The sequence below is a fragment of the Collinsella sp. An2 genome, assembly GCF_002160065.1.
Lineage (GTDB): Bacteria > Actinomycetota > Coriobacteriia > Coriobacteriales > Coriobacteriaceae > Limicola.
Map to the genome: position 1 here is coordinate 1 of NZ_NFJW01000016.1, position 26337 is coordinate 26337.

The 26337-nt window shown below is 62.0% G+C and carries 23 protein-coding genes; 8 read left to right on the forward strand and 15 right to left on the reverse strand.

The features are described 5' to 3' along the window. Positions 1 to 211: 211 nt before the first annotated feature. Complete coding sequence (locus B5F33_RS08945) at positions 212 to 1594, reverse strand: aspartate kinase (protein ID WP_087411469.1); 1383 nt, start codon at positions 1592 to 1594, stop codon at positions 212 to 214. A 97-nt stretch (positions 1595 to 1691) separates the two neighbouring features. Here B5F33_RS08945 and thrC point away from each other — a divergent pair, with 97 nt between their 5' ends. From thrC to B5F33_RS08960, 3 genes are all read left to right on the forward strand, one after another. Further along, entirely contained in the window at positions 1692 to 3194 is a 1503-nt protein-coding gene (gene thrC, locus B5F33_RS08950) for a threonine synthase (RefSeq protein ID WP_087411470.1), read from the forward strand. Positions 3195 to 3454: 260 nt separating this feature from the next. Next, a complete protein-coding gene (gene thrB / locus B5F33_RS08955; RefSeq protein WP_087411471.1) occupies positions 3455 to 4336 on the forward strand; it encodes a homoserine kinase in 882 nt (293 codons plus the stop codon). 104 nt (positions 4337 to 4440) lie between these two features. Further along, on the forward strand, positions 4441 to 6678 hold the full coding sequence (locus B5F33_RS08960; RefSeq protein ID WP_239285005.1) for a YgiQ family radical SAM protein: 2238 nt from the start codon (positions 4441 to 4443) through the stop codon (positions 6676 to 6678). Between the two features lie 45 nt (positions 6679 to 6723). On the opposite strand, the gene B5F33_RS08965 is transcribed toward B5F33_RS08960, so the two are convergent. From B5F33_RS08965 to B5F33_RS09010, 10 genes are all read right to left on the reverse strand, one after another. After that, positions 6724 to 7455 carry a GntR family transcriptional regulator gene (locus tag B5F33_RS08965; RefSeq protein WP_239285007.1) on the reverse strand — a complete coding sequence of 244 codons (732 nt, stop codon included), beginning with the start codon at positions 7453 to 7455 and terminating at the stop codon, positions 6724 to 6726. 477 nt (positions 7456 to 7932) lie between these two features. Further along, positions 7933 to 8838, reverse strand: coding sequence for a PfkB family carbohydrate kinase (locus tag B5F33_RS08970; protein ID WP_087411472.1), 906 nt, complete (start codon positions 8836 to 8838; stop codon positions 7933 to 7935). A 79-nt stretch (positions 8839 to 8917) separates the two neighbouring features. Beyond that, positions 8918 to 9505 carry an AAA family ATPase gene (locus tag B5F33_RS08975; RefSeq protein ID WP_087411473.1) on the reverse strand — a complete coding sequence of 196 codons (588 nt, stop codon included), beginning with the start codon at positions 9503 to 9505 and terminating at the stop codon, positions 8918 to 8920. 193 nt (positions 9506 to 9698) lie between these two features. Further along, the gene (locus B5F33_RS08980) at positions 9699 to 10091 is read right to left on the reverse strand and encodes a hypothetical protein (RefSeq protein ID WP_204214491.1); all 393 of its coding nucleotides are present in this window, start codon (positions 10089 to 10091) and stop codon (positions 9699 to 9701) included. Positions 10092 to 10200: 109 nt separating this feature from the next. Further along, positions 10201 to 11508 carry a PTS ascorbate transporter subunit IIC gene (locus B5F33_RS08985; protein ID WP_087411474.1) on the reverse strand — a complete coding sequence of 436 codons (1308 nt, stop codon included), beginning with the start codon at positions 11506 to 11508 and terminating at the stop codon, positions 10201 to 10203. Between the two features lie 56 nt (positions 11509 to 11564). After that, entirely contained in the window at positions 11565 to 11867 is a 303-nt protein-coding gene (locus tag B5F33_RS08990; protein ID WP_087411475.1) for a PTS sugar transporter subunit IIB, read from the reverse strand. A gap of 115 nt (positions 11868 to 11982) precedes the next feature. Beyond that, positions 11983 to 12435: a PTS sugar transporter subunit IIA gene (locus B5F33_RS08995; RefSeq protein ID WP_087411476.1), complete on the reverse strand. Its 453-nt coding sequence runs from the start codon at positions 12433 to 12435 to the stop codon at positions 11983 to 11985. Positions 12436 to 12452: 17 nt separating this feature from the next. After that, positions 12453 to 13301, reverse strand: a complete 849-nt coding sequence (locus tag B5F33_RS09000; protein ID WP_087411477.1) for a class II fructose-bisphosphate aldolase — start codon at positions 13299 to 13301, stop codon at positions 12453 to 12455. Between the two features lie 479 nt (positions 13302 to 13780). Next, complete coding sequence (yihA, locus tag B5F33_RS09005; protein WP_087411478.1) at positions 13781 to 14371, reverse strand: ribosome biogenesis GTP-binding protein YihA/YsxC; 591 nt, start codon at positions 14369 to 14371, stop codon at positions 13781 to 13783. A 244-nt stretch (positions 14372 to 14615) separates the two neighbouring features. Next, complete coding sequence (locus B5F33_RS09010) at positions 14616 to 15437, reverse strand: 5'-methylthioadenosine/S-adenosylhomocysteine nucleosidase (protein WP_087411479.1); 822 nt, start codon at positions 15435 to 15437, stop codon at positions 14616 to 14618. Positions 15438 to 15779: 342 nt separating this feature from the next. Between B5F33_RS09010 and B5F33_RS09015 the strand changes: the two genes are divergently transcribed. Continuing rightward, a complete protein-coding gene (locus B5F33_RS09015; RefSeq protein ID WP_087411480.1) occupies positions 15780 to 16673 on the forward strand; it encodes an ROK family protein in 894 nt (297 codons plus the stop codon). A gap of 341 nt (positions 16674 to 17014) precedes the next feature. Here B5F33_RS09015 and B5F33_RS09020 read toward each other — a convergent pair whose 3' ends face one another. Further along, positions 17015 to 18013: a hypothetical protein gene (locus tag B5F33_RS09020; protein WP_087411481.1), complete on the reverse strand. Its 999-nt coding sequence runs from the start codon at positions 18011 to 18013 to the stop codon at positions 17015 to 17017. Positions 18014 to 18183: 170 nt separating this feature from the next. Then, positions 18184 to 18984 (reverse strand): pyruvate formate-lyase-activating protein, encoded by an 801-nt coding sequence (gene pflA, locus B5F33_RS09025; protein WP_087411482.1) that lies wholly within the window; start codon positions 18982 to 18984, stop codon positions 18184 to 18186. 383 nt (positions 18985 to 19367) lie between these two features. Here pflA and B5F33_RS09030 point away from each other — a divergent pair, with 383 nt between their 5' ends. Then, positions 19368 to 20279 (forward strand): ketopantoate reductase family protein, encoded by a 912-nt coding sequence (locus tag B5F33_RS09030; protein WP_087411483.1) that lies wholly within the window; start codon positions 19368 to 19370, stop codon positions 20277 to 20279. A gap of 343 nt (positions 20280 to 20622) precedes the next feature. Here the strand turns inward: B5F33_RS09030 and grcA3 are convergent, their stop codons facing one another. Together grcA3 and pflB are read right to left on the reverse strand one after the other, a co-directional pair. After that, positions 20623 to 20874 carry an autonomous glycyl radical cofactor GrcA3 gene (gene grcA3, locus B5F33_RS09035; protein WP_087411484.1) on the reverse strand — a complete coding sequence of 84 codons (252 nt, stop codon included), beginning with the start codon at positions 20872 to 20874 and terminating at the stop codon, positions 20623 to 20625. A 192-nt stretch (positions 20875 to 21066) separates the two neighbouring features. Further along, positions 21067 to 23163, reverse strand: a complete 2097-nt coding sequence (pflB, locus tag B5F33_RS09040; RefSeq protein ID WP_087411485.1) for a formate C-acetyltransferase — start codon at positions 23161 to 23163, stop codon at positions 21067 to 21069. 571 nt (positions 23164 to 23734) lie between these two features. Here pflB and B5F33_RS09045 point away from each other — a divergent pair. The 3 genes from B5F33_RS09045 (at position 23735) to B5F33_RS09055 (ending at position 26335) form a co-directional block, all read left to right on the forward strand. Next, positions 23735 to 24769 carry an SPFH domain-containing protein gene (locus tag B5F33_RS09045; protein ID WP_087411486.1) on the forward strand — a complete coding sequence of 345 codons (1035 nt, stop codon included), beginning with the start codon at positions 23735 to 23737 and terminating at the stop codon, positions 24767 to 24769. Between the two features lie 197 nt (positions 24770 to 24966). After that, the gene (locus B5F33_RS09050) at positions 24967 to 25164 is read left to right on the forward strand and encodes an Arc family DNA binding domain-containing protein (RefSeq protein WP_087411487.1); all 198 of its coding nucleotides are present in this window, start codon (positions 24967 to 24969) and stop codon (positions 25162 to 25164) included. Positions 25165 to 25585: 421 nt separating this feature from the next. Further along, positions 25586 to 26335, forward strand: coding sequence for an ABC transporter ATP-binding protein (locus B5F33_RS09055; RefSeq protein WP_087411488.1), 750 nt, complete (start codon positions 25586 to 25588; stop codon positions 26333 to 26335). The last annotated feature ends 2 nt before the right edge of the window (positions 26336 to 26337 follow it).

Consider the following 26337-nt stretch of genomic DNA (forward strand, 5'->3'; position numbering starts at 1 on the left):
AACAATCACCATGCTAGAGGGGAAGGGGCCTCGTTGCATAGCATCTAGTGCCATCCACCCGCACAGCGGGTGGTTTTCTGCGCCGCGCGTGCCGCGCGGCACGGACTAAAGTCCATGAAGTTGAGGAGGGGCTCGGCGGTTCGCCGCCGAGCCCCTCCCCTTGTTCCCGTCACGCAGTCAGACACCGCATCTTTCCGGACTTCCTACAAGGCTAGATGCCCACTCCAGGCTGCGCCGCTGCCTCCGCACGCTTGAGGTCCTTAAGCTCAAGCAGGTGGTCGCCATCGGAGAAGGCGCTGTAGATCGCGCGGATGGCGCGCTCGAAGTCCTCGTCGCGCACGCCCACGATGATGTTGATCTCATCGGAACCCTGCGCAATCATGCGGATGGAGATGCCCTCCTGGCCCAGCGCCGCGAACAGGCTTCCCGAGATACCGGGGCGTCCGCTCATGTTGCGGCCAACGGTGGAGATGAGCGCCAGGTCGTCAACGACCTTGATGCTATCGGGCTGCACCTCGGTCTTGATGTCGGCAACGATGGACCACAGCGAATCCTTTACGTCCTCACCCTGCACCACCACGGCAAACGAATCGATGCCCGACGGAATGTGCTCGATGGACACGCGGTAGCGCTCGAAAATGGAGAGCACGCGGCGCACGATACCCACCTCATTGGACATGTGGTCCTTAAGGATGTGCACGGCCACGAAATTGCGCTTACCCGTGACGCCCGTGATGATGGGCTCGTCGGCCACGAAGTCCTCGCGGTCGGAGATGATGGTGCCCGGGTCCTCGGGGCGGTTCGTGTTGCGCACCGCGATGGGAATCCCCGCCTCCATCACCGGGAACACGGCCTCCTCATGCAGCACCGAGGCGCCCATGTAGGAAAGCTCGCGCATCTCCGAATACGTAATGCGCGAGATGGGCTGCGGGTGCGGCACGATGCCGGGGTCCGCCGACAGGAAGCCCGAGACGTCCGTCCAGTTCTCATAGAGGGCCGCATCCAGGCACTTGGCCAGAATCGATCCAGAGATGTCGCCGCCGCCACGGTCAAGCAGCATGATGCGGCCTTCGCGGGTGGCACCATAAAAGCCGGGCATGACGAAGCCGCCCGGGATGCCGCGCTCCTGAATTAGGGCCTGGGTGCGCGTCATAGAAAGCGTGCCGTCGTGATGGAACGCCACGACATCGGCCGCATCCAGGAAGGGAAGGCCCAGGTACTCGGCCATGAGCTGCGCAGTAAAGTACTCGCCGCGGCTCACGAGCTCCTCCGTGGAGAGGTCTCCGGCCTTGGCCTTCTCGGCAAACGCAGCGAACTCCTCGCGGATGGGGTAGTTAAGACCCAGCTCGTCGGCGATATCGAAATAGCGCTGACCGATGTCCGCCAGCAGGTCATCGCACGACACGTGGTAGCGCACGTGCGCGCTCACCAGATAGAGAAGGTCGGTGACCTTCGCATCGGACTTGTAGCGGCGTCCACACGCGGAGACCACCACAAAGCGACGGGACGAGTCGGCCTCGATGATGGCGCGGATCTTCCTGAAGTGTTCGGCATCGGCCACCGAGGACCCGCCGAATTTAGCAACTTTAATCATGACAAAGAGGTTACCTTTCCTAAGCCGTGTATGCGCGGCGCGGAGCTCTGATACCATGGGCCTACTGAAAAGCCCAGGCAAACAAGGAGCTACCGACATGAGTTTGTATCATAGTACACGTTCCCGTGCTTTAGCATGCTCAAGTAAAGACGCCATACGTACCGGTATCGCGCCTGATGGTGGCCTATTTGTTTCTGACGCCCTGGGGTCCGAAAAATACGACGTAAGCGCCCTTGCGACCAAGGACTACGCCGAGATTGCCCGCGACGTGCTGGGAATGTTACTACCTGATTACACGCCCGAAGAGATTGCCGCGTGCGTTGAGGAGGCCTATTCCGGCACCTTCGAAAGCTCCGAGGTCACGCCCCTTGTATCGCTGTCCGACGCCTCCGACGACGCCCCCGGCACCTATGTGCTCGAGCTCTTCCATGGCCCCACAAGCGCCTTCAAGGACGTTGCACTTCAGATGCTCCCCCGCCTCATGGCCCGCACGGGCACCGCTGACAGCGCCCAGAAAATCATGATCGTCACCGCCACCTCGGGTGACACGGGCAAGGCCGCACTCGCCGGCTTTGCCGACGCACCGGGCTGTGGCATCACCGTCTTCTATCCCGAGGGCAAGGTAAGCCGGGTTCAGCAGCTGCAGATGACCACCCAGGCCGGCAAGAACGTTGCTGTATGCGCCGTGCGCGGCAACTTCGACGACGCCCAGAGCGCCGTGAAGCGCATCTTCGCCGACCAGGAGCTCGCCGACCGCCTGAGCGCGCGCGACGTGGTGCTTTCCAGCGCGAACTCCATCAACGTCGGGCGCCTGGTGCCGCAGGTGGTCTATTACTTCGCCGCCTACGCGCAGCTGCTGCGCCGCGGCGACATCCAGCCCGGCGACGCTGTAGAATTCTGCGTACCCACCGGAAACTTCGGCGATGTGCTTGCCGGCTACTATGCAAAACTCCTGGGCCTTCCCGTGGCGCGCCTCCTGGTGGCAAGCGACAAGAACAACGTGCTCTACGACTTCCTCACCACGGGCGTCTATGACCGCAACCGCCCGTTCTTCACCACCACCTCGCCCAGCATGGACATTCTCATCTCGTCCAACCTGGAGCGCATGCTGTACTTCCTGTCCGAGGGCGACTGCGAACTCGTCGCAAGCCTCATGGCCGAGCTTGCCGAGAGCGGTCGTTACGAAATCTCGCCGGAGCTGCTCGGGCGCATTCAGGAGACGTTTGGCTGTGGGTGGGCCGATGAGGACGAGGTCGCGCAGGCCATCGCCGACTGCTGGGGCGCCCACGAATACGTGATGGACCCCCACACCGCCTGCGGCTACCACGTGCTTGAGCAGACGACCGCAGCCCCCGAGGCCAAGGCGCGCGTTCTGCTGTCGACCGCAAGCCCCTACAAGTTCCCGCGCGCCGTCGCCCAGGCTCTTGGCCTTGATGTTCCTCGCGACGACTTCGCCTGCATGGACGTCCTTGCCAACGCGACCAACACCGTGCCGCCCGCGCAGCTCGCCCGCCTGTCGGACGCGCCCATCCTGCACGACAGCGTGGTCGACATCGACCGCATGGCAGCGTTTGTCGAGCGCGCCGCCAAAAAGCTCTAGGGAAAGACTGATTAAAGGCTTTCGCGCCCGGGGCCGCTGCGGCGAGACGGATGCGGCCGAAAACGAGTAAGGCGCGGTGGAGCTGCGCCGGCGCCGTCTGAGGCCGCAGGAACCCGGCACGCTGACCCCGGGCGCGGGATGGCCTAATCGGTGTTTCCCTAAGTCCGTTTGCCTCCCGCAGGCCATCAGGCGGCACACGGCGCGCGGCTGCGCGCTCAAGCGCCTGGCGGCCTGCGAGCCCTGGAAGGAGTCTCCTCCGCATGATCCGTGTAACCGTTCCGGCCACAAGCGCCAACCTGGGTATTGGATACGACACCCTGGGCATGGCGGTGTCACTCTATTCGCATTTCACCTTCGACCGCGCCGACACGCTCACCATCACCGGATGCCCCGAGGAGTTCCGCAACGCCGACAACATGGTCTACGTTGCATTTGAGCAGGCCCTTGATGCCTGGGGCGTCGAGCCCTTCCCCATTGCGATCGACATCCAGACCGAGATTCCCGTAGCCCGCGGCCTGGGATCGAGCTCGACCTGCGTGGTCGCCGGCATCATGGGCGCGGCTGCCCTCACCAATCACACCGTGACGCGCGAAGAACTCGTCGCGCTTGCCACGTCCCTGGAGGGGCACCCCGACAATGTCGCTCCCGCCATCCTGGGCGCAGCCGTATGCTCCTTCACGCCCGAGGGTGAGCTTCCGCGCTGCCTGCGCTACGACGTGAGCCCCCGTCTGCGCTTCATCACCATCATCCCGCCCTACGAGGTGCATACGAGCGAGGCGCGCAAGGTGGTGCCGCAGGAAGTGCCGCTCTCCACCGCCGTATGGCAGATGGGCCGCATCGCCGGACTTACACGCGGGCTTGAGACGGGCGACACCGCACTTATCGCAGCCGCAAACGACGACCGTCTGCAAGAGCCCTATCGCCGCGCCCTCATTCCCGACTACGGCGCCATTCGTGAAACGTGCCTTGCGGGCGGAGCCAAGACGCTGTGGATCTCTGGCTCGGGCTCGACCCTCATGGCCGTCACCGACGACACCATTGTTGCCAAGTTCCTGCAGGTGCGCCTGCGCGAGAACTTCCCTGCCTGCGAGACGCATATCCTTACGTGCGACACCGAAGGCGCCCAGATCGAGTACCTGTAGAGCCCCGCACTCGCGCTCGCGCGCACAAGAGCAAACCACCGCCATGCGCTGTGGCGGGGCGCTCTGCTAGGATGAGGGCAGCACACCACCCGAACAGGAGCACCATGGCACCCTCGTCCCCGAAGCGCGAAGCACGTCATCCTCAATCCCACAAGAGCGGCGCGGCACACGCCCACGCCCAGCGTGCACGTAAAGCCACCCGTCCTAAGCTTGACCCCACCGGTCCCACGGCGCTCGGTTTCACCCGCGCCGACTTCCCGCCTACGACGCGCGCCGACATGGAGGCGCGCGGCTGGGACCAGTGCGACTTTGTCTACGTCTCGGGCGACGCATACGTAGACCACCCGAGCTTCGGCGCTGCGATCATCGTGCGGCTGCTTGAATCCCATGGCTTTCGCGTGGGAGTTATCGCGCAGCCCGACTGGCGCGACCCGGCAAGCGTCGCCGTTCTTGGCGCGCCGCGCCTGGCCTTCCTGGTCTCCGGCGGCAACATGGATTCCATGGTCAACCATTACAGCGTAACGAAACATCGCCGCCGCACCGACGCCTACACCCCCGGCGGCATCATGGGCGCGCGGCCCGACCACGCCGTCTCGGTCTACGGCAACCTTATCCGACGCACTTTCAAGGAGACGCCCATCATCCTCGGCGGCATCGAGGCGAGCCTGCGCCGCCTTGCCCACTACGATTACTGGCAGGACCGTCTCAAGCGCTCCATCCTTCTGGACTCCGGCGCAGACCTCATCAGCTACGGCATGGGCGAGCGCTCCATCGTGGCCATCGCCGAGGCCCTCGACGCCGGGTTGCCCATAGACCAAATCACCTTTATCGACGGAACGGTCTATCGCACCCGCTCGCTCGACGAGGTCTACGACGCCACCGTGCTTCCCAGCTGGGACGACCTTGAAGCCGACCGCCTCACCTACGCCAAAAGCTTCAATATCCAGTACGAGAACATGGATCCCATGAGCGGTGGACGCCTGGTGGAGCCGTACCCCCACGACGTCTTCGTGGTGCAAAACCCGCCCTCGAAGCCGCTCTCTCAAGCCGAGTTCGACGAGGCCTACGACCTCCCGTACACCCGCACCTATCACCCCGACTACGAAGATGCCGGCGGCGTGCCCGCGCTCAAAGAGGTCAAGATGAGCCTCATCTCCAACCGCGGGTGCTTTGGCGAATGCTCGTTTTGCGCCCTCACGTTCCATCAGGGGCGCATCGTCCAGGCCCGAAGCCACGAGAGCCTGCTGGCCGAGGCGCGCAAAATCACCCAGGAGCCCGACTTCAAGGGCTACATCAACGACGTCGGAGGCCCTACGGCAAACTTCCGCCAGCCGGCCTGCAAAAAGCAGCTCGCCCACGGCGCCTGCGTGCACAAGCGCTGCCTGTGGCCCAAGGTCTGCCGGCAAATGGATGTCTCGCACCGCGACTACGTGCAGCTGCTGCGCGAGCTCCGCGCGCTGCCCGGCGTGAAAAAGGTCTTCGTGCGCAGCGGCATCCGGTTTGACTACGCCCTGGCAGACCCCGACGACACCTTTATCCGCGAGCTGTGCGCGCACCACGTATCGGGCCAGCTCAAGGTGGCGCCCGAGCACGTAAGCGACGCCGTGCTTTCGGTGATGGGCAAGCCGAGCCGCGCCGTATACGACCGCTTCGTGGCGAAATACCGCGAGGTGAACCGCGAGCTTGGCAAGAAGCAGTACCTGGTTCCCTACCTCATGTCGAGCCATCCGGGCAGCACGCTCAAAGAGGCCGTCGAGCTTGCCGAATACGTGCGGGATATGGGCTATATGCCCGAACAGGTCCAGGACTTCTACCCTACGCCCTCGACCATGTCGACCTGCATGTACTACACCGGCGTCGACCCCCGCACCATGAAACCCGTATACGTTCCCAAAACGGCTCACGAAAAAGCGCTCCAGCGCGCACTCATCCAGTACCGCAAGCCGGAAAACTACGACCTGGTACGCGAGGCGCTCATCAAGGCGGGACGAGAGGACCTGATCGGCTACGGGCCCAAGTGCCTCATCCGTCCCACGCGGCCGCATGGGGTCAAATCCACAGGCCGAGCTTCTGCTGGCCGCAACGGCAAGGGGCAGCGTAGCCAGGGAGCGGAGCAACACGACCGCGCAAATGGCTCTGGAGAGACAACAGGCGCGTCCCGTCATGCCAAGACAGCAGGTGGCCATGGTCGCGGCAAACACGGTGGCATGGACGGCCGCAGCCGACATCGCACGCAGCCCTCAGGCGGCGCCTTCGGTCGCCCACAGCGCGGCTCGAACGCAGCCGGACGCAACCGGGCCGGCCAGGGACGTGAAGCGAACCGAGGCGGTCATCGCGGCTAGCATTGCGGACGAAACCGAGCAAGCCGCGATGGCCAAGAGAGCACCTTACGAGTCGAGTTCGATCTCCAGGTGATAGCGATCGGCCCGGTAGTAGGTCATAACGAGCTCGCGCGGCACGTTGTCCATATCGATCGACACGCGGCGCACCAGCAGCAACGGCTCGCCATCGCCAACGTTAAGGAACCGGGCAACCTCGTCGTCGGCCGCCACAGCATAGATGCGCTGCTGCGCGCGGCTCCACTGGATGCCCAGCTCGTCGTTGACGTAGGCGCGCAGGGACTCCTTGGAGAAATCACGCTCGACGGCATGCGGCAAAAATGCACGTTCGAAGTGGTTGACCTCAAAGTACATGGGTTCGTCGCCTGCATAGCGCACGCGACGAAGCCTGTACGCCTGCGTCCCCTCGGGAATGCCCAGCGTCTCGGCAACGTCGGCCGGCGCCGGAATGATCGACGCATCCACCAGGCGCTTCTCCGCGACAACGCGGTCGTCGACGTTTTTCTTGAGATAGCTCGTCACACGGCTCAGCGACGTGTTGGGGCGGCTTGAAATGACCTCGGAACCCACCCCGCGCCTTTTGCTGATCATACCGTTGTTGGAAAGCATTTCCATGGCTCGTCGAGCTGTGGCGCGCGAGACGCCGTACTTGCTCATGAGCTCGCTTTCGGAGGGAATCAGGTCGCCGGGAACATACACCCCGCTGATGATGTCTTGGAAAAGGATGTCGTATAGCTGACGATACAGCTGCTCCCTCCCGCTGAAGTCCAAGGTTGTCATCAGGGTCTCCTCAATTGATAGAATATTCGCTCTTCTATTATGCGACTTTATACAGCCACATCTCGAAAAAAGCCGTCCTCGTTACATCATTTGGAGCAATACGCGTCGCCTAACATAATGTTTGTAACGTTTGGTCATGGACCTGGCGAACGAGCAAACTCGGGTGGCCGAGCGAGTCCGGCCGCAGCTCGAGCCCGGGCGGACACGCTAATCCGGCCGCCGAACGAACCCGCACGGCCATGCAGCCCGGCCGAACGAACCCGCGGGCCCGCACAAACCCGCACGGCCGCGCAGGTGCACAAACCCGAGCCGCCGCGCCGCACAGGCAAACGTTCGCCCACGCCCGCCGCTCAGCCCCGCACATCGCACACCTTCCGGCCAACGGTCACAAAGAGGGCGCGGCTCGCATGCGTCTATGCAAGTCGCGCCCCTTCAGCGCCGTCCAAGGACGGCACCCATCCCACGCCGCGCCTGTACTTACGCAGAGGCGACAAGCTCCCGGCGGACGTCCGTATATGTGGGGATCGACGTCAGCCCGCCCAGAGCGCGCACCGACAGGGATGAGGCCATGGAGCTTTGGCGCAGGTTCTCCCTCAGCGAAAGGCCCTGGTACACACCATAGGCAAACGCGCCATGGAAGATGTCTCCCGCACCCGTGGTGTCCACGGCATGCGCCTTGAATGCCGGCAGGTGCTGCGGCGAGCCGTCCTCGTCGCGATACACCAGCCCACGGTCGCCAAGCGTGACCACCGCCACGCCACCATTGATGCCCTCGATACGCTGGAGCAGCGCGTCAACGGCAACCGCATCATCGGGGTTTTCCAGCCCGGAACCCGTGTACTGCCGGGCGAAGTCCTCCGAACACACCAAAAAGTCGACGGCACGAGCAACCTCATAGGTGCTTTCTCGATACGTGCCCGCATCGACCACGGTTTGCGCCTGGGGAAAGGCCTCCATAAGCTGCAGGCTCACTGCAGGCTCATGGCCGTCGGACAGTATGACATCTGGCTTCTCTGCAGGCACGGGATACACCACGTCGTGCATGGCACTCGGCACGTTGAAGATCGTGCGATCGCCCGTCTTATCGTCGACGGCGATAAAGCTGTACCCGGTCGTCGCCTCGGGGTCGGGGATGAGGTAGGAGCTCCCCACCCCGCAGCGGTCCAGGTCGGCCCGAACAAGCGCGCCGTACGCGTCCTCGCCGATGCGCGCCACCAGCTCGGTGGGCGCGCCCCAGAGCGCGCACAGGCACGCCGCGTTGAGCGCCGGAGCGCCCGAGCAGCCATGCGGGGCCGTGATGCGGTACTTTTGGTTGGCCTGCAGCGGCCCGGTGTAGGGCGCCGTGATGTCATAGACGGCCTGACCGACGCAGAAGATTCCCATGGCCTCTCCCCTATTCGTCGTGGCCGGCAGCGTCTGCAGAACCCGTCTCGGCCGTGTCGTCGGCCAGGTGGGCGTCGATCTAATCGAGCAGTGTGGGGTAGTCGATCTTCGACACATCCGTGGCATCGACCTCTATAAGCTCGCCCATGCAGAACCGGTCATAGCCCTTGTGGGCGCAGCGGTCCAGGAAGATGTTGAGCGTGACGAGGGCGTCGGCCTTGGTACGGTCCTCCAGAACGTCGCCTTTGTGGTAGTGCGTCATAAGATGGCCCAGGTGCCGGTCGGAGCCCAGGTCGCGCGAATAGGAGCGCGCATAGATGACCTTCGGATCTCCCACCAGGCGCACCGTGAGCACCTGGTAGCCGTACTGCTCGGTGAGCTTTGTCAGCGTGGGCTTCTGCTTGTCCGAGAAGGGGTACTCGCTGATGACCTGTTTGCCCGCAGCGAAGCTCTCCTCGATCTGTTCGTAGTAGCGGCGCCAGACCTCGAGCTCGACCTTCGCCTTCTCCTCGGCGTTGTCGAAGCCCACCTCGTCCCACACCTGCTCCTTGATGTCGTCGGGCGTGATCACGGCGAAGGCGTCGGGATGCCGGTCGATGATCTGGTTGGCCAGATACGTCTTGCCCGTCGCGGGATATCCCGCAAGCAGGATGAGTGATTTCTTCATGCGCCTCTCCTCTCTTCTGCCTTCATACGCGATAGATACAAAAATTGCGCTGTGCCGGCCGCGCTGCCTAACGGCGCACGACGCGCCTCACGGCCGGCGCAGCGCATATATGGCGACGCAACGTGCGGCACCGCGGCGGATGGGAGGGACCGCGGCGACGCAAGCGTGCGGTGCCTACGTCTGTGGCAAGGAGCTATGCCCTGCCGCGCAGAGAGTCCTTGGAGAGGGCCAGCATCTCGTTGACCTTGTCCAGGTAGTACTTGATCTTCTCGTCGTCCTTCGCCTCGGCGGCCTGGGCGCGCTTCTTGTTGTACAGCTTCACGAGCGAGCTCGAAGCCTTGCCCATGACGTGGTTGAGCTCGAGGCTCTCCTCGTAGGCGGCGATTGCTTCGTCGACCTGGTCAATATCTGCATGCAGCTTGCCCAGCTCGATGAGCGCGTTGGCGCGGGCAACGCCCTCGAGGGACGCGACCTTGGCCTTGGCCTCTTCGATCTTGGCAAGGACTTCCTCGCGGTTCATCGCGGGAGCGGCGGCTTCAGCAGCCGGCGCCTTGTCCTTCTTCTTGCCAAATCCAAACAGTCCCATGTTCTTCTCTCCTAACTTAAAGCAACGGGGAGCCGCCCCTTGTGCCTAGGGGTCCAGGCGAAGGGCGACTCCCCTCCACGTCACCGACGCGCAAGGATGTGCGGTCAGCTTACGCGATGCCGAAGAGGCCCAGAATCGAGTGAATGGCCATGAAGAAGAAACCGGTGACGACGGTGTCGACGTCGGTGCAGGTCATGTTCACGAAACCGATCTGAGCGAGCATCGGCGAGAGCAGCGCAGGCAGGATCATGATGAAGATGCCGTGGAAGATGCCGCCGATGATAGCGCCACGACGGCCGTCGATGGCGTTGCCGAAGATACCAGCGGTGCCGCCGGCGAAGAAGTTGGACATGACGCCGGGGATGACGAGCGTGCCCATGAAGCCGGTGATGGCCATGCCGATGAGCGAGCCGATGGTGGTGCAGATGAAGCCGATGATGACCGCGTTCGGAGCATAGGTGAACAGCACCGGGCAGTCGAGAGCAGGACGCGCGTTGGGCACGAGCTTCATAGAGATGCCCTGGAAGGCCGGAACCAGCTCGGCGAGGAGCAGGCGGACGCCGGCGAGCAGGACGTAGAGGCCAACGACAAACTGCATGGCCTGCAGGAACGCGTACACCATGTAGTTCACGTCGCCCGCGTAGTCAGCAGCAGCCTCGGGACCGGCGAAGCCGGCGATGATCAGGTAGAACGGGATCATGACGACCATAACGGCCAGGTAGCTGTCCTGCATGAAGGACAGGCTCTGCGGAAGCTCGAGCTCCTCGGTGGACTGGGACTCATGGCCGCCAGCGAGCTTCTTGGTGATGGTCGCGATGAGCGCGGTGAACATATAGCCGAAGGTGCAGAAGTGACCAAGGGCGATGTCGTCGCTTTCGGTGATCTTACGAACGACCGGCTGCGCGAACGCAGGCATGAGGGTCGCGAAAGCGCCACCGACGATGGAGGCGATGAGGATCAGCGGAATGCCACGCAGGCCGCAGAACCAAGCGAACACGACGCAGAGGGTGGACTCCCACAGAAGGGCCTGGCCGGTCAGGAACACATACTTGAACGGCGTGAAGCGCGCCAGGATGATGTTCACGATGAAGATGCCAGCGAGGCAGATGGCGATCTCGGAACCAAGGCCGAGGTCGGTCATGGCCTGTCCGTTGATGCCCTCGATGGAGGCAACCACAGCCGACATGCCGTTGAAGCCGAAGGCCTGGTTGAACATGTCGCCGAAGTAGGTGAGCGACGTCTGCATGACGCTCGAGCCGGCGGAGAGCACCAGGAAGCCGAGCATCGTCTTCAGGGTGCCGGAGATAATCTCGTTGATGGGCTTCTTCTGCAGCGCGAGACCCAGCAGCGCGACGAGGCCGATGATCACGGAGGCCTGCGTCAGAATGTTATCGATAATCCATTGCAAGATTTCCATGCTGTGTTTCACTTCCCTTTCCCATTGGTGAAACGTCTGGAAAGTTCAGGAGATGCCTAGAGCAGGCCCATGTCCTTAAGGACGGGGGTAACCTTCTCCTCGATCTCCTTCTTGTCGACGAGACGGTGCAGGAACACGCACGGAAGTCCGGTGTTCGCGCTCTCGATCTGCGTCTTGAAGTTCTCGGCGGCGATGATCATGTCGAAGTTCCTGGCAGCGCTTGCAACGCTGGAAACGCTGTCATGATCGAGCTTGCAGTCAACTCCGAGGCCCTTCAGGACCCCCTCGACGGCCATCTGGCAGGCGAAACTGCTCCCCAGGCCGTTACCGCATACCGTCAGAATGCGTAGCTTCCCCATACGGCATTGCTCCTCTCTGTGCATTCCGGGGCGTCAACCCCTTTTCCCAACCGGCTATCACATCCGCCTCGCTCGGGCGGATAAAGCCCGTACGTTGCCATCGCAGACGATGGCGTTACTCGGCGGCAGCCTCCACGAAGGCGTCGTAGACCTCCTGCGCCGTGTCGAGCGACACGATCTGGGCGATCTTATCGGCGTCGCAGAAGATGCTCGCCAGGACGCGCATGGCGTCGATGTGCGAGTTCGCGTCCTCGGCGGCAAGCGTCACCAGGAGGCGAACCTCAAAGCTGTCCTCGGAGAACTTGATCGGCTCACGCAGCAGCGTCACAGCGAACTGCTGCTTCAGGACACCGTCTTCGGGACGGCCGTGGATGAGCGCGACGTCCTCAGTGAGCACGTAATAGGGGCCCATCTTCTTGGTCGCCTCGATGATGTTGTCGGCATAGCACGGCTCGACGTACCCGCCCTCTTCGAGGGGCTTCACGGCAAGACGGATGGCGTCTTCCCAGGTATCGACGGACTGAACGATGCGGACATTCTCGGGTTTCAGCATTTCGCTAAACTGCATGGCTTTCTCGCATTCTCTTACGCGATGTTCTTGAACAGCGAAATCTTGTGCTCGACGATGCTCTGAACGACCTCGAGCGCAGGCACGACGTTGTTGCGGTTGGAGGTGTTCTCCTTGTGCTCGTCGTAGGCCTTCTTGGACTCGATGTTCCAGTTCACCAAAAGCTCGGTGCCCACGTTGAACTTGCGGATGCCGCGGTCGATGACGCGACGGACGTCCTCGTCCTTGACGCCGGTGCCGCCGTGGATGACCAGCGGGAAACCGTTCACAGCGTCGCGGATCTTCTCGAGCTGCTCGAAGGAGATGTTGGTCTTGGACTTGTACTGGCCGTGGTTGGTGCCGATGGCCACGGCGAGCGCGTCGATGCCGGTCTTCTCGATGAACTCGACAGCCTGGTCAGGCTCGGTGTAGTGCACGTCCTCCTGAGCGACGGCGATGCCATCCTCGGTGCCGCCCACGGTGCCAAGCTCGGCCTCGACGGAGGCGTTGGTCTTCGAAGCGTACTCCACGATGCGCTTGGTGCACAGGATGTTCTCCTTGAACGGCAGCGCGGAGCCGTCGAACATGACCGAGCTGTAACCGGCGTCGAGAGCCTTGTGGATCTCGTCGAAGTTCTTGGCGTGGTCGAGGTGCAGGACAACGTCGACGCCCAGCTCCTCAGCCATGGACTTGGCGACGGCGACCAGGTTGCGATGGCCCACGTAGCTCGCGGTGCCCTCGCTGGTCTGGATGATGACCGGGGTGTGCTGAGCTGCTGCGGCGCGGATGATCGCCGGCATCATCTCAAGGTTGTGCGTGTTGAATGCACCGATTGCCATGTTAAGCTGCTCGGCCTCGGCCAGCACCTCTCGAAGGGTTACGTACATTGCGTCCTCCTCTTCGCGCATTGTTCCGTCTTCAAGCCCCAACTGACTCTTCACGAAACATCCTTACTTCGGACGTTTATTAGGTTATCAGAATGTACGTACATTTAATTTGGACTTTTGAAATTTGGTTGTAAATTACCGTTCACCGTGAATATTCTGCCGTCCATGGAAGAAAGCGCAGGTCATACGCTATGTGATGCCAGTCTGCGTTTCCTTTAGCTAACAGGTTGCTCGGATTTGAAAAGCTATCCCCCTCCGTCAAAAGATAGATTTCTTCGAATATTTGTCCGTACGTTCGGTCGTTATACCATTCATGCATAGGTCAAATCGAATACCGTCATGCACTGCATGGCTGAAGCTCTATCCCCGGTGACAGACTCGCGTCCTTGGTAGCAGACTCGCGCCCTTAGCGACAGGCCCGCGGGCAGCAGGCTCGCGCTTTTAATCAGACTCGCGTCCCTGGTGACAGGCCCGACCCCTTACAGGCAGGCGTCCTCGATACGCTGCTTGAGCTTGTCGATGCCCAAACCGCTCTGAGAACTCGTCACGATGATGTCCTCGGCGGGCACGTTCAACTGCTTGCGAATCGTCGCAAGCTGACGCCCCTGCTGCGAGCGGCTCAGCTTGTCAGCCTTGGTGAGCGCCACCACGAAGGGGAAGTTGCCCTCCTGCAGATACTCGATCATCTGATGGTCGAGCGCGCTGGGGTCATGCCGAATGTCCACCAGTGACACTACGAGGTTGAAGCTGCGCTCCAGGTTGAAGAAATCTCCGATGAGCTTGGCCCAGCGATCGCGCTCGGCCTTTGAACGCTTGGCAAAGCCATAGCCCGGCAGATCGATGAAGTGGATGCCGTCGGCCTCGAAGAAGTTGACGTTGGCGGTCTTGCCAGGCGTAGCCGAAACCTTGACCAGGCCCTTTCGGTTGAAGATCTTGTTCATGATGGAAGACTTGCCCACGTTTGACCGGCCTACGAACGACACTTCGGGGCAGGTCGAGGGCGGAATCTGAGACGCCGTGCCATAGCTGGCAACGAAGTGGACGAGGTTGTAGTTGATGTGAGCGGCCATGGGAACCTCCTGGTGGATTACAGCGGTACCCCTCGGCACCAATGCGTCGTTCGGCATGCCCATCGTATCAGGACTATCCCTCGCCCACGGGGAACGGCAGGAAAACGGCATATCCTCTGACACACCACTCGCCATGCCGGCTGCTGCACTGTTTGCCACACCGGTTGCTGCACCGGTCGCCATGCCGTCATTCAACGGGGCGGGCAGGGCGTGCCCACAGACGACGGCCCGCTATACAGGGAAGCTAGTCGCGAAACGACACGCCCAGCTTTGCGCCAAGGCGCCGGATGATAGACAGCGTGAGGTCGCTCGCCGTCTTCGCATACTCGTCCAAGTCGAACTCACGCTCGCACAGCGCATCGTACGCCTCGTCGCAGTTGTCCGAAATCGCACGAAGCACCAGGCAGTCCACCTGATTTTTCGCGGCGATATGCGCCACCGCGGCCCCTTCCATCTCGGCGCAATCGGCCTGTGTCGCTGCGACCACGGCAGCGCGCAGCCCATCCCCCGTGATAAAGCGATTGCCCGTAGCGATGGTTCCGCGCAGATACCGGTGCGGATCGGCATCAGGGTTGTTGCGACGGAACAGCGTGGCATCGGCTACGGCACGTGCGTCGCTTCCCGTCTCCGACGCTTCCTCACCCAGCGCGGCATTTACAAACCCGTGCGCGACAAGGGCCTCCTCTGCCAGATCGACCAGGAAATCGGACGACGCAAACTCCTCCATGTGCGGCGCGGACTCGGCGATGAGCGCCGTGTCGGTATCGATGTAGCGCAGGCACTCTCCCACCACCACGTCGCCGATGTGAAGCGCCGGGTTGAGCCCGCCTGCGATACCAGAAAAGATGACGGCGTTCGCGCCGTAGACGCTGATGAGATGCTGAGTTGCCGCAGCAACGTTCACCGTGCCCATGCCGGCCGTCGTCGCCACGATGTTGAAGCCGTTATACGACCCGCCCATCACGGTGAGACCGGCTTCGTCGGTGACAGTGCCCTTCTCCAGCGCGTGGTAGATATTCCGAACTTCTTTATCAAGCGCTCCGATGATGGCGATGGTAGGTGCCATGACCTCTCCCCTTCCTGTGCGCCGACAAACGGCGCCGTCGTGTCTGCAGCACATCTTATCAGGCTATCAGGCGCGACGCGCAAAACACAGGCGCGCACCCCGTTTGCCCCTGGGACACATGCAAAGCACGCTCGACGCCTGTGGCCGTAAAGCGCGTCCGACACCTATGGTCGCGAGCCCGACACCGGCGGGCCACAAGACGCGTCCGACACCTGTGGCAACAAAGCGAGCCTGACACCGGCGGGCCAGAAGACTACGCTCACGGATTACGCAAGGGCGGTTCTCCCCCACTTCTATAATGAAATGATGCATGTGTGACCACCCGCGAAAGGAGCGCTTGATATGGATAAACCCCTCATTGGAGCCTTGGAGGCCGGCGGCACGAAGATGGTGTGCGCCGTTGGCTATGGCGACGGCACCGTCGTAGAGCAGGTCTCTATGCCCACCACCACCCCGGCTGAGACCATGGAGCAGGTAGCCGACTGGTTCTCCACAAAGGGCATCGCCGCCCTGGGTGTCGGCGCCTTTGGCCCCACCGCCGTAAACCCCGCCGACCCGCGCTTTGGCCAGATCCTTGAAACGCCGAAGACGGCGTGGCGCTACTTCGACATGCTCGGCTCGGTACGCGACCGCCTGAACGTTCCTTGCGGCTACGACACCGATGTAAACGTCGCGTGCCTGGGCGAGGTCACCTTTGGATGCGCCAAGGGGCTTACCGACGTCGTGTACCTCACCATTGGCACGGGCGTCGGCGCCGGCGTGCTGTCGGGCGGCAACCTCGTGCACGGCAACATGCACCCCGAAGCCGGTCATATCCTGCTGGTCCGCGACCCGCGCGAAACCCTGCCCGAGGGCGAATCGGGCTGCCCGTATCACGCCAACTGCCTGGAGGGCCTCATCGCCGGTCCCGGCATCGCTAAACGGTGGGACGGCAAGAAAGCTGGCGAGATGGCCGATAACGCCGAGGCAATGGATCTGCTCGCGGGTTACCTGGGACAGGCGCTCGCGACGTTCATCCTGTGCTATGCGCCGCAGAAGATCATCATCGGCGGCGGCGTTGCCGACCACACGCCCATCGTGTCGCTCGCACGAGAGAAGTGCGCCGCGGCGCTCAACGGTTATATCGTGACGCCGGAGTTCGCCGACCTCGACACCTATATTGTGAACAACAGCCTTGAGGGCAAGCAGGGCATCATGGGCTGCCTGGAGCTTGGTCGCCGCGCGCTCGAAGCGTAACGCAGCAGATAGGACGCGCCTGTCGGCAGGTGTACTGACAGGCGCGTACGCAAACAGGCGCACCGGACATGGATGCGCTGGCAAGCGCGTACAGCCAGAGCGAATCCGAGTCGGAGGAGTCCGGCCCGGAACGTTCATCCGCCAAACGCCCATCATCGGGTCGCGTTCTTCGTCTCTTACTCTACGTCTTTTTCATCTTCGGGCAAGATTGTGCCTTTAAGGCTCTGATATTCAGCTGGTAACGGCACATTCTTGCCCAAGAATGCATATACGACCCCAAGCAAAGTCCAAACGGATTCGAATGAGGCCAGATGGGCCAAGCGGTTCACCAAACGGCGAGCTCAAGAGCCCGACGACGCAATTCGCGGAACGCCATACGCATCAAGAAGGCGCGCGAGTGCGCCGGGCGTCATCACCGTACGATAATCAAAACGAATCACCGCGTCGCACACTGCCGTCAGACGAGATTCACGCTGACGCTCGTGCATCATGCGCCCCACGGCATCGCCGTGCTCTCCCGCAAAGCGCGTGTACTTGTCCTTGCCGTCGAACTCCCACACCAACTTTGTCCCGTCATCCAAAAGCCACGCTCCATCGACATAGAATGTTTGCCATGGCTCCAGCACATCGGGAAACGCCACTTGGAGGTCGGGCACGACGAACCCTTCCTGAATCATGACGCCGCGCGCGATAGATTCTCCTCCACTTTGGCTGCGTGCATCTACATACGACGCCACACGAAGCGCACCTCTGACGCCGCGCTTACGACCACCGAATCGCTTAACGAGCTGCATGAGCTCGTCGCGCGATATGCCAAGAAGGCGCAACGCTGCATCCGCGATGGCCAGCGCCTGGGGAAACGGCGCCGTGCAGAGGCAGTCGACCACGGTCTGTTCGGGCGATGTCACATGGATTCCGTGCACCGTACCGCGCGCAAAAGTTGGAATGCCCGGCGTGGCACGCACGCCGCAGCGCACGAATCGGCCCGCCTTTCCCGTGTGAGAGCGAGGCGAAACCGCAAGATACACGTCTTCCAGCAGCTCGAGCGATACGGGCAGTCCAAAAACGCATGCCGCAGAGAACGAGGCGAAGATCAGGTGATCGTCATGGCGCGCGAGCGATTTGATGATGACGAACGGACGCTCCCATCGCTCAAGATTCGCCCAGTACGCGCTACGCCCAAACAGCTGCGGAAACGGCTCTACCAGCTCACCTCGGCCCACGCGCCGGCGAAACGCACGAATCTCTTCTCGCGATGGACGGAAAAGCGCGCCGTCCTTCTCGGCCTGAGCAATCTGGCAAGCGATTCGCTCTGAAACCTCTGATCGCGTGGTCCTCACCCCCTTCTGGGTGAATGCGCTCCGTATACGCCGGAGCACAAGAGGCAAGGGATATGTACGAAGATTCCGCGCCTCTTTCATTCTTAGGCAAGATTGTACCGATATAAAGCATTATTGAAGCTGATAACGGCACATTCTTGCCTAAGAATGATTTGAGAATGGCGCGCTCGCTATCCCTCGGCGCGTCCTTTCTTCATGCCGCGCAGCACCGCCGTACGCAGCTCGGGCATACGCGCCTTATCCATAGCCGGAACGCCTTCCAGAGGGTATGGAATGCCCAGCTGTTCGTACTTCACGACACCCATGGTGTGATACGGCAGCATCTCAAGTCCAACCACGTTATGCCACGGCGCAATGAGGCGGCCGAGCTGCTCGCACTCCTCCACCGTATCGGTATATCCCGGCACAACCACATGACGAATGACGACCTTGATGCCCCGCCGGGCGAGCTCGTCACCAAACGCGAGAATACGCGCAGGGTCCCGTCCGGTAAGTTTTCGATGTCCCTCCGGGTCGGCGTGCTTGATATCCAGCAGCACCAGATCCGTCGCTTCAAGCAGCCGCGCAAACCGCTCGGGATGGTCAGGCGAAAAGGCGTAGCCACAGGAATCCAAGCAGGTATGCACTCGGCCATGAGGCGCCGCATGCATCTGCTCGAACAGGTCGGCGACAAACTCTGGCTGCAGCAGCGGCTCGCCGCCCGTTACCGTAATGCCGCCGTTGCGATAGAACTGCCGGTTGTTCTCGAACGCCGCAACGATTTGCTCAACCGACACCGGTGTCCCCACATTGACCGGCCAGGTATCGGGGTTGTGACAGTAGGCACACCGCATGGGACACCCCTGCACAAATACAACGAATCGCATGCCCGGGCCGTCCACCGTGCCCATGGTTTCAATGGAGTGGATATTCCCGATGGCAAAACGCGATGAGGCGTCGCCTCCAAACGACTCGAGCTCCATCTTTGCCATCGTGGGAACCTCCTCTATCCTTGTTGCCACAGCGTCGAAAACGCGGTGCGTGAGTCCTTCGGCCCGCCGGGCGGTCGACGCAAGAGACATCAATCCGCCTGCCGATCAACGCAAAAGCCATCAGGCTCGCCGCGACGCGCGGTGCGCGAGTCATCAGGCCTGCCGCGCCATACGATGCGCGAACCGTCTGGTCCGCCGCGCCTCACGTCGCCGTAGCGATTGTTTATCGCCATTGTAAAAGAAACCTAATGCGCGCGCCTTCAGGGACAAGGCGCTCTACCCTTGCGTCGCATCGTACAATGAACCAGCCAATCGTTAGCCGTACGCCTACTGCTTCGACAGGCGTCGAAGACGCCCGGGCGTTTGAACTCAAAGGGGTATCTATGGACATCAAACATGTCGCCATCATTGGACGCGGAGCCGTGGGGCTCCTCTACGGCAGTGTCATCGCCGAGCACCTGGGCCAAGACAGCGTGACCTATGTGATGGACGATGCCCGCTACGAGCGTCATCGCGGCGAGCACATCACCATCAACGGCGAGCCACTTGCGCTGACAACCGTTCCCGCTAGCAAGGCCACGCAGGCAGACCTGGTGATCGTCGCAACCAAGGCGACGGGACTCGAGCAGGCGCTTGACACCATGGAGGCGCTGGTAGGTCCGGACACATGCATCATTTCGCTGATCAACGGCATTCGAAGTGAGCAGCGCATCGCCGAGCGTTTTAGCTGGCAGCGCACGGTGCTTGCAATCGCCCAGGGCATGGACGCGGTCTTTCTTGATGGAGGCCTCACGTTCACGCACACCGGCGAGATTCGATTTGGCGCCGCCGAAGAAACGCTCCCAGAGGTCGTTCCTGCCCTGGATGCGTTCTTTGTGCGCGCCGGCGTGCCCCATGTGGTCGAGCAGGACATCTGGCATCGGCTTTGGACCAAACTCATGCTAAACGCAGGCATCAATCAGACCTGCATGGCCTACGGTTGCGACTATGGAGCGGCGAGCCGTCCGGGCGAAGAAAACCGCTGCTTTGTGGCAGCGATGCGCGAGGTGCTTGCGGTGGGACGCGCCGAAGGCATCAGCCTTACCGAGCGAGACCTTGCGGAGATGGCTGCGCTTATCGCGTCGCTTGACCCCGCCGGCCTTCCCTCCATGGCGCAGGACCGCATCAACCACAAACCCACTGAAGTCGACGAGTTCGCCGGAACCGTTGTCGCTCTGGCGCACAAACACGGCATCCTGGTGCCGCAAAACGAGTGGCTCTACGGGCGTATTCGCGATATCGAGCAGAGCTGGTAGCGCCGCTGCTCCCCGCGCCGGCACGCGTCATCCGCGCGTCATCCGCGCATCAGCACGCCTCGCCTTGCTCCAACGTGCGTCGTCCGAACCAACAAGGCGACGCCATCCCCAACAACCCCGGCAAGCACATCGCCGACTCGCCAACAAAGTCGCCAACAAAAAGGCGCCGCACCTCATACGCCCTATGCGCAGAGGTGCGGCGCCGAATCCATTTAAGCTCGAAGGGCCCAACTCGCAGCAGATGCTACAAAGCCCGCGCGCAGGCGTCTTGGGTCAGGCCACGAACAAGCGGTCACACGGCCTTCGAACGAGTCGTTGGCCCACACAGCCTTCGGACGAGTCGTTACATACCCTCGTGGAAGGTACGGGAGATGACCTCGTCCTGCTGCTCCTTGGTGAGGTTGTGGAAGTTCACCGCATAGCCGGACACACGGATGGTGAGCTGCGGATACTTCTCGGGATGAGCCTGCGCGTCGAGCAGCGTGTCACGGTTGAACACGTTCACGTTGAGGTGATGGCCACCCTTCTCGGCGTACGCATCGATCATGCTGACGAGGTTGTCGGCCTGCGCCTGGGGGACGTCCTGGACCTTCATGGTATCTCCTTTGCATTGGGGCGCGACCGCCCGGGGGTCACGCCATGGGGTGTTCTCAGTATACCGCGATATTGATACCGCGCTACTACCATTTATGGCAGCCGAACACGCGCGCCGCGAGCCAATTTCTCGCTGCACGCATGTCCGACACAGCATGGGGCCGGGCCCGTTTGTCCAGCCCCATGCCGGCTGCTAGCACTCGGCGCAGTCGGGGTTCTCGACCGAGATGTCGGCGGTCGAGAAATCGATGCTGTCCAGATCGAGCTCGCCGAAGAACACCTGGTCATCCTTGCCGAGCGCACCCGGAATGATGGAGAAGGTGTTCGAGATGCCGTCCTGAGCATCGCGGAACGGCAGCTTGGAGACAGAGGACAGCGACGCGATGGCGCCGTGCGTGTCGCGCTGATGCATGGGGTTCGCACCAGGGGCGAAGGGCACGCCGGCCTTGCGGCCGTCGGGGGTGGCGCCGGTCTTCTTGCCATACACGACGTTCGAGGTGATGGTGAGTACCGAGGTCGTGGGCACAGAGTTGCGATACGTGTCGTTCATGCGCACGTACTCCATGAACTGGTGCACCACGTCGTGGGCAATCGTGTCGACGCGGTCGTCGTCGTTGCCGTACTTGGGGAAATCGCCCTCAATCTCGAAGTCAACGATGACGCCGTTCTCGTCGCGCACCGGATGCACCTTGGCGTACTTGATTGCCGAGAGCGAGTCGGCCACGACGGAGAGGCCGGCGATGCCCGTGGCGAACCAGCGATGCACGTGCTTGTCGTGCAGAGCCATCTGAATGCGCTCGTAGCAATACTTGTCGTGCATGTAGTGGATGATGTTGAGCGCGTTCACGTACACGCCGGCGAGCCAGCGCATCATGTCGTTGAACTTCTCGACCACGTCGTCGTACTCAAGCGTGTCGCCCACGACGGGACGATACTTCGGGCCGACCTGCTTCTTGGAGATCTCGTCCACGCCACCGTTGAGCGCGTAGAGCAGGCACTTGGCCAGGTTCGCACGAGCGCCGAAGAACTGCATCTCCTTGCCGACGCGCATGGAGGATACGCAGCAGGCAATCGCGTAGTCGTCGCCGTGGTATACGCGCATGACGTCGTCGTTCTCGTACTGAATGGAACTCGAAGCGATGGAGGTCTTGGCGCAGAACTCCTTGAAGGCCTGCGGCAGGTTCTTGGACCACAGCACGGTGAGGTTGGGCTCCGGCGAGGTGCCCATGTTCTCGAGCGTGTGCAGGTAACGGAAGGCGGTCTTCGTGACGAGCGTGCGGCCGTCAACGCCCATGCCGCCGATGGACTCGGTGACCCACTGCGGGTCGCCGGAGAACAGGTTCTGGTACTCCGGGGTACGGGCGAACTTGACCATGCGGAGCTTCATAATGAAGTGGTCGACGAACTCCTGGATCTGCTCCTCGGTGAACGTGCCGCGCTTGAGGTCGCGCTCGGCGTAGATGTCGATGAAGGTCGAGGTGCGGCCCATGGACATGGCGGCGCCGTTCTGCTCCTTTACCGCGGCCAGGTACGCGAAGTACATCCACTGGATAGCCTCCTGCGTGTTCTTCGCCGGGCCAGAGATGTCAAAGCCGTAGAAGTCGGCCATCATCTTGAGCTCGCCGAGGGCGCGGATCTGCTCCTGCAGCTCCTCGCGGTCGCGGATGTTATCCTCGGTCATGACCACCGGGGTCGAGGCCTTCTGGGCCTCCTTGTCCTTGATGAGGTAGTCGATGCCGTAGAGGGCCACGCGGCGGTAGTCGCCGATGATGCGGCCGCGGCCATAGCCGTCGGGCAGACCGGTGATGATGTGAGCCGAACGACAGGCGCGCATCTCGGGGGTGTAAACGTCGAAGACACCCTGGTTGTGGGTCTTGCGACGGTAGGTGTAGTTCTCCACCACGTCGTCGTCGACCTTGTAGCCGTGCTGCTCGGCCGCCTGCATGGAGATGCGGATGCCGCCGTTCACGTGCAGCGCGCGCTTGAGCGGCTTGTCGGTCTGCAGGCCAACGATAGTCTCACGCTCGGGGTGAGCAGCGTCGATGTAGCCGGCCGGGTGGCTCACGATGCCGGTGACCGTCTTGGTGTCCATGTCGAGGACGCCACCCTGCTCGCGCTCCTTGGTGAGCAGGCCCATGACGTAGTCCCAAAGCTCCGTCGTACGCTGCGTGGGGCCGGCCAAAAACGAGCCGTCGCCCTCGTAGGGGGTGTAGTTGCGCTGGATGAAGTCTCGGACGTCGACCTCGCCGGTCCAGGTTCCGCCCTCGAAGCCTTCCCATGCTTCCTGCATTGTATAACCACGCTCCTCGTGTCTGTGCCGGTGGGTACGGCACGGGATTCACCGATTCTCGGTGCCAGGAGCGGATACGCTAAATGAAAGCACTTTGGAAGCAATTTGCACGGCGGTCACCAGCCGGTGAACGAACCACCAAGCCAATCGTAGCCGCCGTACCACTTGCCTGTTCCGCGATGCGTCCAGGGCGCATTCGAAGCCGTTCACCGAGAAATCCTATACGCGGAAGGATACCATAGCTAACTGCTTCGGCGACCACGTGTGGGTCATTATTTCTTTTCGGAATGATGGAGGTGTTTGTTCCCGCTTTCCCACCCGCCCCAACGCGCTCCCCACCCACTCAGGTGCCGTCCACCGGCAACTTCTCGCCGTTTGCCGCGCGGCCTCCGCATGCCGCCGCTCTTCGGTGAACGGTAGTTGACCTGAACTCAAAGTGATATCACAATGCAATCAACAAGCGCACAGGGCGCTTGCTCGGGGAGCACCCCCCCCCGCCACCAATTCAGGGGTAGGCCGCGTTAGGCGGCACGGGTCGCATCGCGCGACCGATAGTGAGAAAGGAACTCCCATGAGTGCCGAGAAGAAAATCAAGGCTGCATCCGGTTGGGGCATGCTCCTCGCAGTCATTATTGCCTTCATCGTCATCATCGCCGTGTTCGTCCTTAGCATCATCGGGCTCGCTACCGCAGAAGATACGGGTGTAGCCGCCAGCCCGCTCTATGGCTGGGGCCTTGGGCTCAGCATCACCGCCTTCTGCCTCATCTGGATTCCCATTTCGGGCTTTTTCACGCTGCAGCCAGGACAGGCGCGCGTATGCATCCTGTTTGGCAACTACAAGGGCACCGTCCGTGACGAGGGCTTCCGCTGGGCCAACCCCTTCTACAGCCGCTCCATGGGCTCCAACTCTGCCAGCGAGGATGCCATCGCGTCGACCGTCACCAAAAGTGGTCTTTCACTCGGTAAGTCCATCGAGGTCGCGGCCAAGGCGGCAGGCGGCCTGTCCACGAAGGTCTCCGTCCGCGCACGCACGCTCAACGGCGACATCCTGAAGGTCAACGACAAGGTAGGCAACCCCATCGAGATCGCCAACGTGGTGGTCTGGCACGTGAAAGACACCGCCAAGGCACTCTTTGACGTAGACAACTACGAGCAGTTCGTGGCCACGCAGGCCGAGACGGCGCTCCGTCATGTAGCAAGCATCTACGCCTACGACCACGCCGAGGACAGCTCGGACTCCATGGACTCCATCACGCTGCGCTCGAACATCGAAGAGGTATCTACCGCGCTCAAGCATGAGCTCACGCAGCGCCTTGCGCCCGCCGGCGTTGCCGTAGACGACGCGCGCCTCACACACCTCGCCTATGCTCCCGAGATTGCCCAGGCGATGCTCCGTCGCCAGCAGGCCGAGGCCGTCATCGCCGCCCGCAAGAAGATCGTCGAAGGTGCAGTCTCCATGGTTGAGATGGCCGTGGAAGAGCTCTCCCGCGGCGGCCAGGTGGAGCTTGACGAGGAGCGCAAGGCCGCCATGGCGTCCAACCTCATGGTGGTGCTCTGCGGCGAATCCGAGGCGCACCCCGTGGTGAACGCCGGCTCCCTCTACTAGCCTTTCCTGAAGTGAGGGGCACGGTCGTCTGGCGGGCGTAGTCAACTTGCGCCCGCAGCGGATACCGGCTCCCACCAGATCGCACACGCGGCGACAGCATGCGCGCACCGCTGCCGCCGCGTTCCCGAACCCGAGGGACGGCAGGACCGCGCACGTGGAATTCCACCTCCTGTCGCCCAATAAAGCAGGTGACCGCCATGGCACGCAAACAATATCCCCTACGCATCGACCCCAAAATCTGGGAGGCCGTCCAACGCTGGGCGGATGACGAGATGCGCAGCGCCAACGGCCAGGTGGAATGGATACTGCGCGACGCCCTCAAACGCTACGGTCGCCTCCCAAAACCCGGCGGAACCGACACCGATGCCACCAAAGCAAACGAACCCAACCAGTAAGAGCCAACACCTTGCCGCTCCGGACGGGACGCTCTAGACAGGGCAGCCTGAACAAAGAGACCCGGGCGGAGCGCGCGTTCAAAACAGGCGTGAAGCACGTCCCTGGCCCGAAGGACGGCCGCCCACCTCGCACACCGCACCATTCCTGCCCGATCGACCTCCTGTCAGCTCGTCTTGTTAGCCCCTCCAGGAAAACTCGTTTCGTTTTTATGCAGTTGTTTTCGGATTCGGCGAGTAGACGGCCAATATTTCCAACAAAACCGCAGGTCGCGACGAGCCAAAAAGCGGGGCTACTCGGCAAATCGCAAAGTAACTGCATAAAAACGAAACGAGTTGAAATCAGCACCCTGCAAACGTCCCAAACCGCCTGGATTCTTAATTACAAACACCCTATCCAACAGACTACACGAAGGAGTTACCCATGGACATGGCACCGACCAGCCCCATCCTCGAGGTTTCCCACTACCAGAAGCGCTACGGCGACAAAGTTGCCGTACGCGACCTCTCGCTTACCGTCGAGCCCGGCGACATCTATGGCTTCATCGGCCACAACGGCGCCGGTAAGACCACTCTGATCCGATCCGTCGTAGGTGCCCAGGACATCGACGGCGGGCAGATCAAGGTTTGCGGCATCGACGTAGCGCGCGATCCCGTGGCGGCCAAGCGACAGCTCGCCTACGTGCCCGATAACCCCGACGTCTATGCGTTTATGACCGGCTTGCAATACCTCGCCTACCTGGCAGACATCTTCCGGGTCCCCGCCGACGTGCGCCGCCAGCGCACCGGCGAGCTCTCCGAGCGCCTTCAGCTCTCCGATGCCCTCGCCAATCCGGTGGCAACCTACTCCCACGGCATGCGCCAGAAGCTTGTGCTCATCGGCGCTCTTCTTCACGATCCCCGACTCCTGGTGCTTGACGAACCCTTCGTAGGCCTGGACCCCGTCGCCTCGCACGAACTCAAAGAGATTCTTCATGAAACCGCAGCTCGAGGCGCCGCAGTATTCTTCTCTTCGCACGTGCTCGAGGTGGTCGAAAAACTCTGCAGCAAAGTCGCCATCATTCGCGCAGGAGAGCTGATCGCTGCGGGCACCACCGACGAAGTGCGCGGCGACGACTCGCTTGAGGACATCTTCCTCGAGCTTGTTGAAACTACCGACGAGACGGGGCGGTAGCC

Bases quoted from the DNA above. Each gene is read 5' to 3' on its own strand.
- B5F33_RS08945 (WP_087411469.1), bottom strand. From the start codon at position 1,594: ATGATTAAAGTTGCTAAATTCGGCGGGTCCTCGGTGGCCGATGCCGAA.
- thrC (WP_087411470.1), top strand. From the start codon at position 1,692: ATGAGTTTGTATCATAGTACACGTTCCCGTGCTTTAGCATGCTCAAGT.
- thrB (WP_087411471.1), top strand. From the start codon at position 3,455: ATGATCCGTGTAACCGTTCCGGCCACAAGCGCCAACCTGGGTATTGGA.
- B5F33_RS08960 (WP_239285005.1), top strand. From the start codon at position 4,441: ATGGCACCCTCGTCCCCGAAGCGCGAAGCACGTCATCCTCAATCCCAC.
- B5F33_RS08965 (WP_239285007.1), bottom strand. From the start codon at position 7,455: ATGACAACCTTGGACTTCAGCGGGAGGGAGCAGCTGTATCGTCAGCTA.
- B5F33_RS08970 (WP_087411472.1), bottom strand. From the start codon at position 8,838: ATGGGAATCTTCTGCGTCGGTCAGGCCGTCTATGACATCACGGCGCCC.
- B5F33_RS08975 (WP_087411473.1), bottom strand. From the start codon at position 9,505: ATGAAGAAATCACTCATCCTGCTTGCGGGATATCCCGCGACGGGCAAG.
- B5F33_RS08980 (WP_204214491.1), bottom strand. From the start codon at position 10,091: ATGGGACTGTTTGGATTTGGCAAGAAGAAGGACAAGGCGCCGGCTGCT.
- B5F33_RS08985 (WP_087411474.1), bottom strand. From the start codon at position 11,508: ATGGAAATCTTGCAATGGATTATCGATAACATTCTGACGCAGGCCTCC.
- B5F33_RS08990 (WP_087411475.1), bottom strand. From the start codon at position 11,867: ATGGGGAAGCTACGCATTCTGACGGTATGCGGTAACGGCCTGGGGAGC.
- B5F33_RS08995 (WP_087411476.1), bottom strand. From the start codon at position 12,435: ATGCAGTTTAGCGAAATGCTGAAACCCGAGAATGTCCGCATCGTTCAG.
- B5F33_RS09000 (WP_087411477.1), bottom strand. From the start codon at position 13,301: ATGTACGTAACCCTTCGAGAGGTGCTGGCCGAGGCCGAGCAGCTTAAC.
- yihA (WP_087411478.1), bottom strand. From the start codon at position 14,371: ATGGCCGCTCACATCAACTACAACCTCGTCCACTTCGTTGCCAGCTAT.
- B5F33_RS09010 (WP_087411479.1), bottom strand. From the start codon at position 15,437: ATGGCACCTACCATCGCCATCATCGGAGCGCTTGATAAAGAAGTTCGG.
- B5F33_RS09015 (WP_087411480.1), top strand. From the start codon at position 15,780: ATGGATAAACCCCTCATTGGAGCCTTGGAGGCCGGCGGCACGAAGATG.
- pflA (WP_087411482.1), bottom strand. From the start codon at position 18,984: ATGGCAAAGATGGAGCTCGAGTCGTTTGGAGGCGACGCCTCATCGCGT.
- B5F33_RS09030 (WP_087411483.1), top strand. From the start codon at position 19,368: ATGGACATCAAACATGTCGCCATCATTGGACGCGGAGCCGTGGGGCTC.
- grcA3 (WP_087411484.1), bottom strand. From the start codon at position 20,874: ATGAAGGTCCAGGACGTCCCCCAGGCGCAGGCCGACAACCTCGTCAGC.
- pflB (WP_087411485.1), bottom strand. From the start codon at position 23,163: ATGCAGGAAGCATGGGAAGGCTTCGAGGGCGGAACCTGGACCGGCGAG.
- B5F33_RS09045 (WP_087411486.1), top strand. From the start codon at position 23,735: ATGAGTGCCGAGAAGAAAATCAAGGCTGCATCCGGTTGGGGCATGCTC.
- B5F33_RS09050 (WP_087411487.1), top strand. From the start codon at position 24,967: ATGGCACGCAAACAATATCCCCTACGCATCGACCCCAAAATCTGGGAG.
- B5F33_RS09055 (WP_087411488.1), top strand. From the start codon at position 25,586: ATGGACATGGCACCGACCAGCCCCATCCTCGAGGTTTCCCACTACCAG.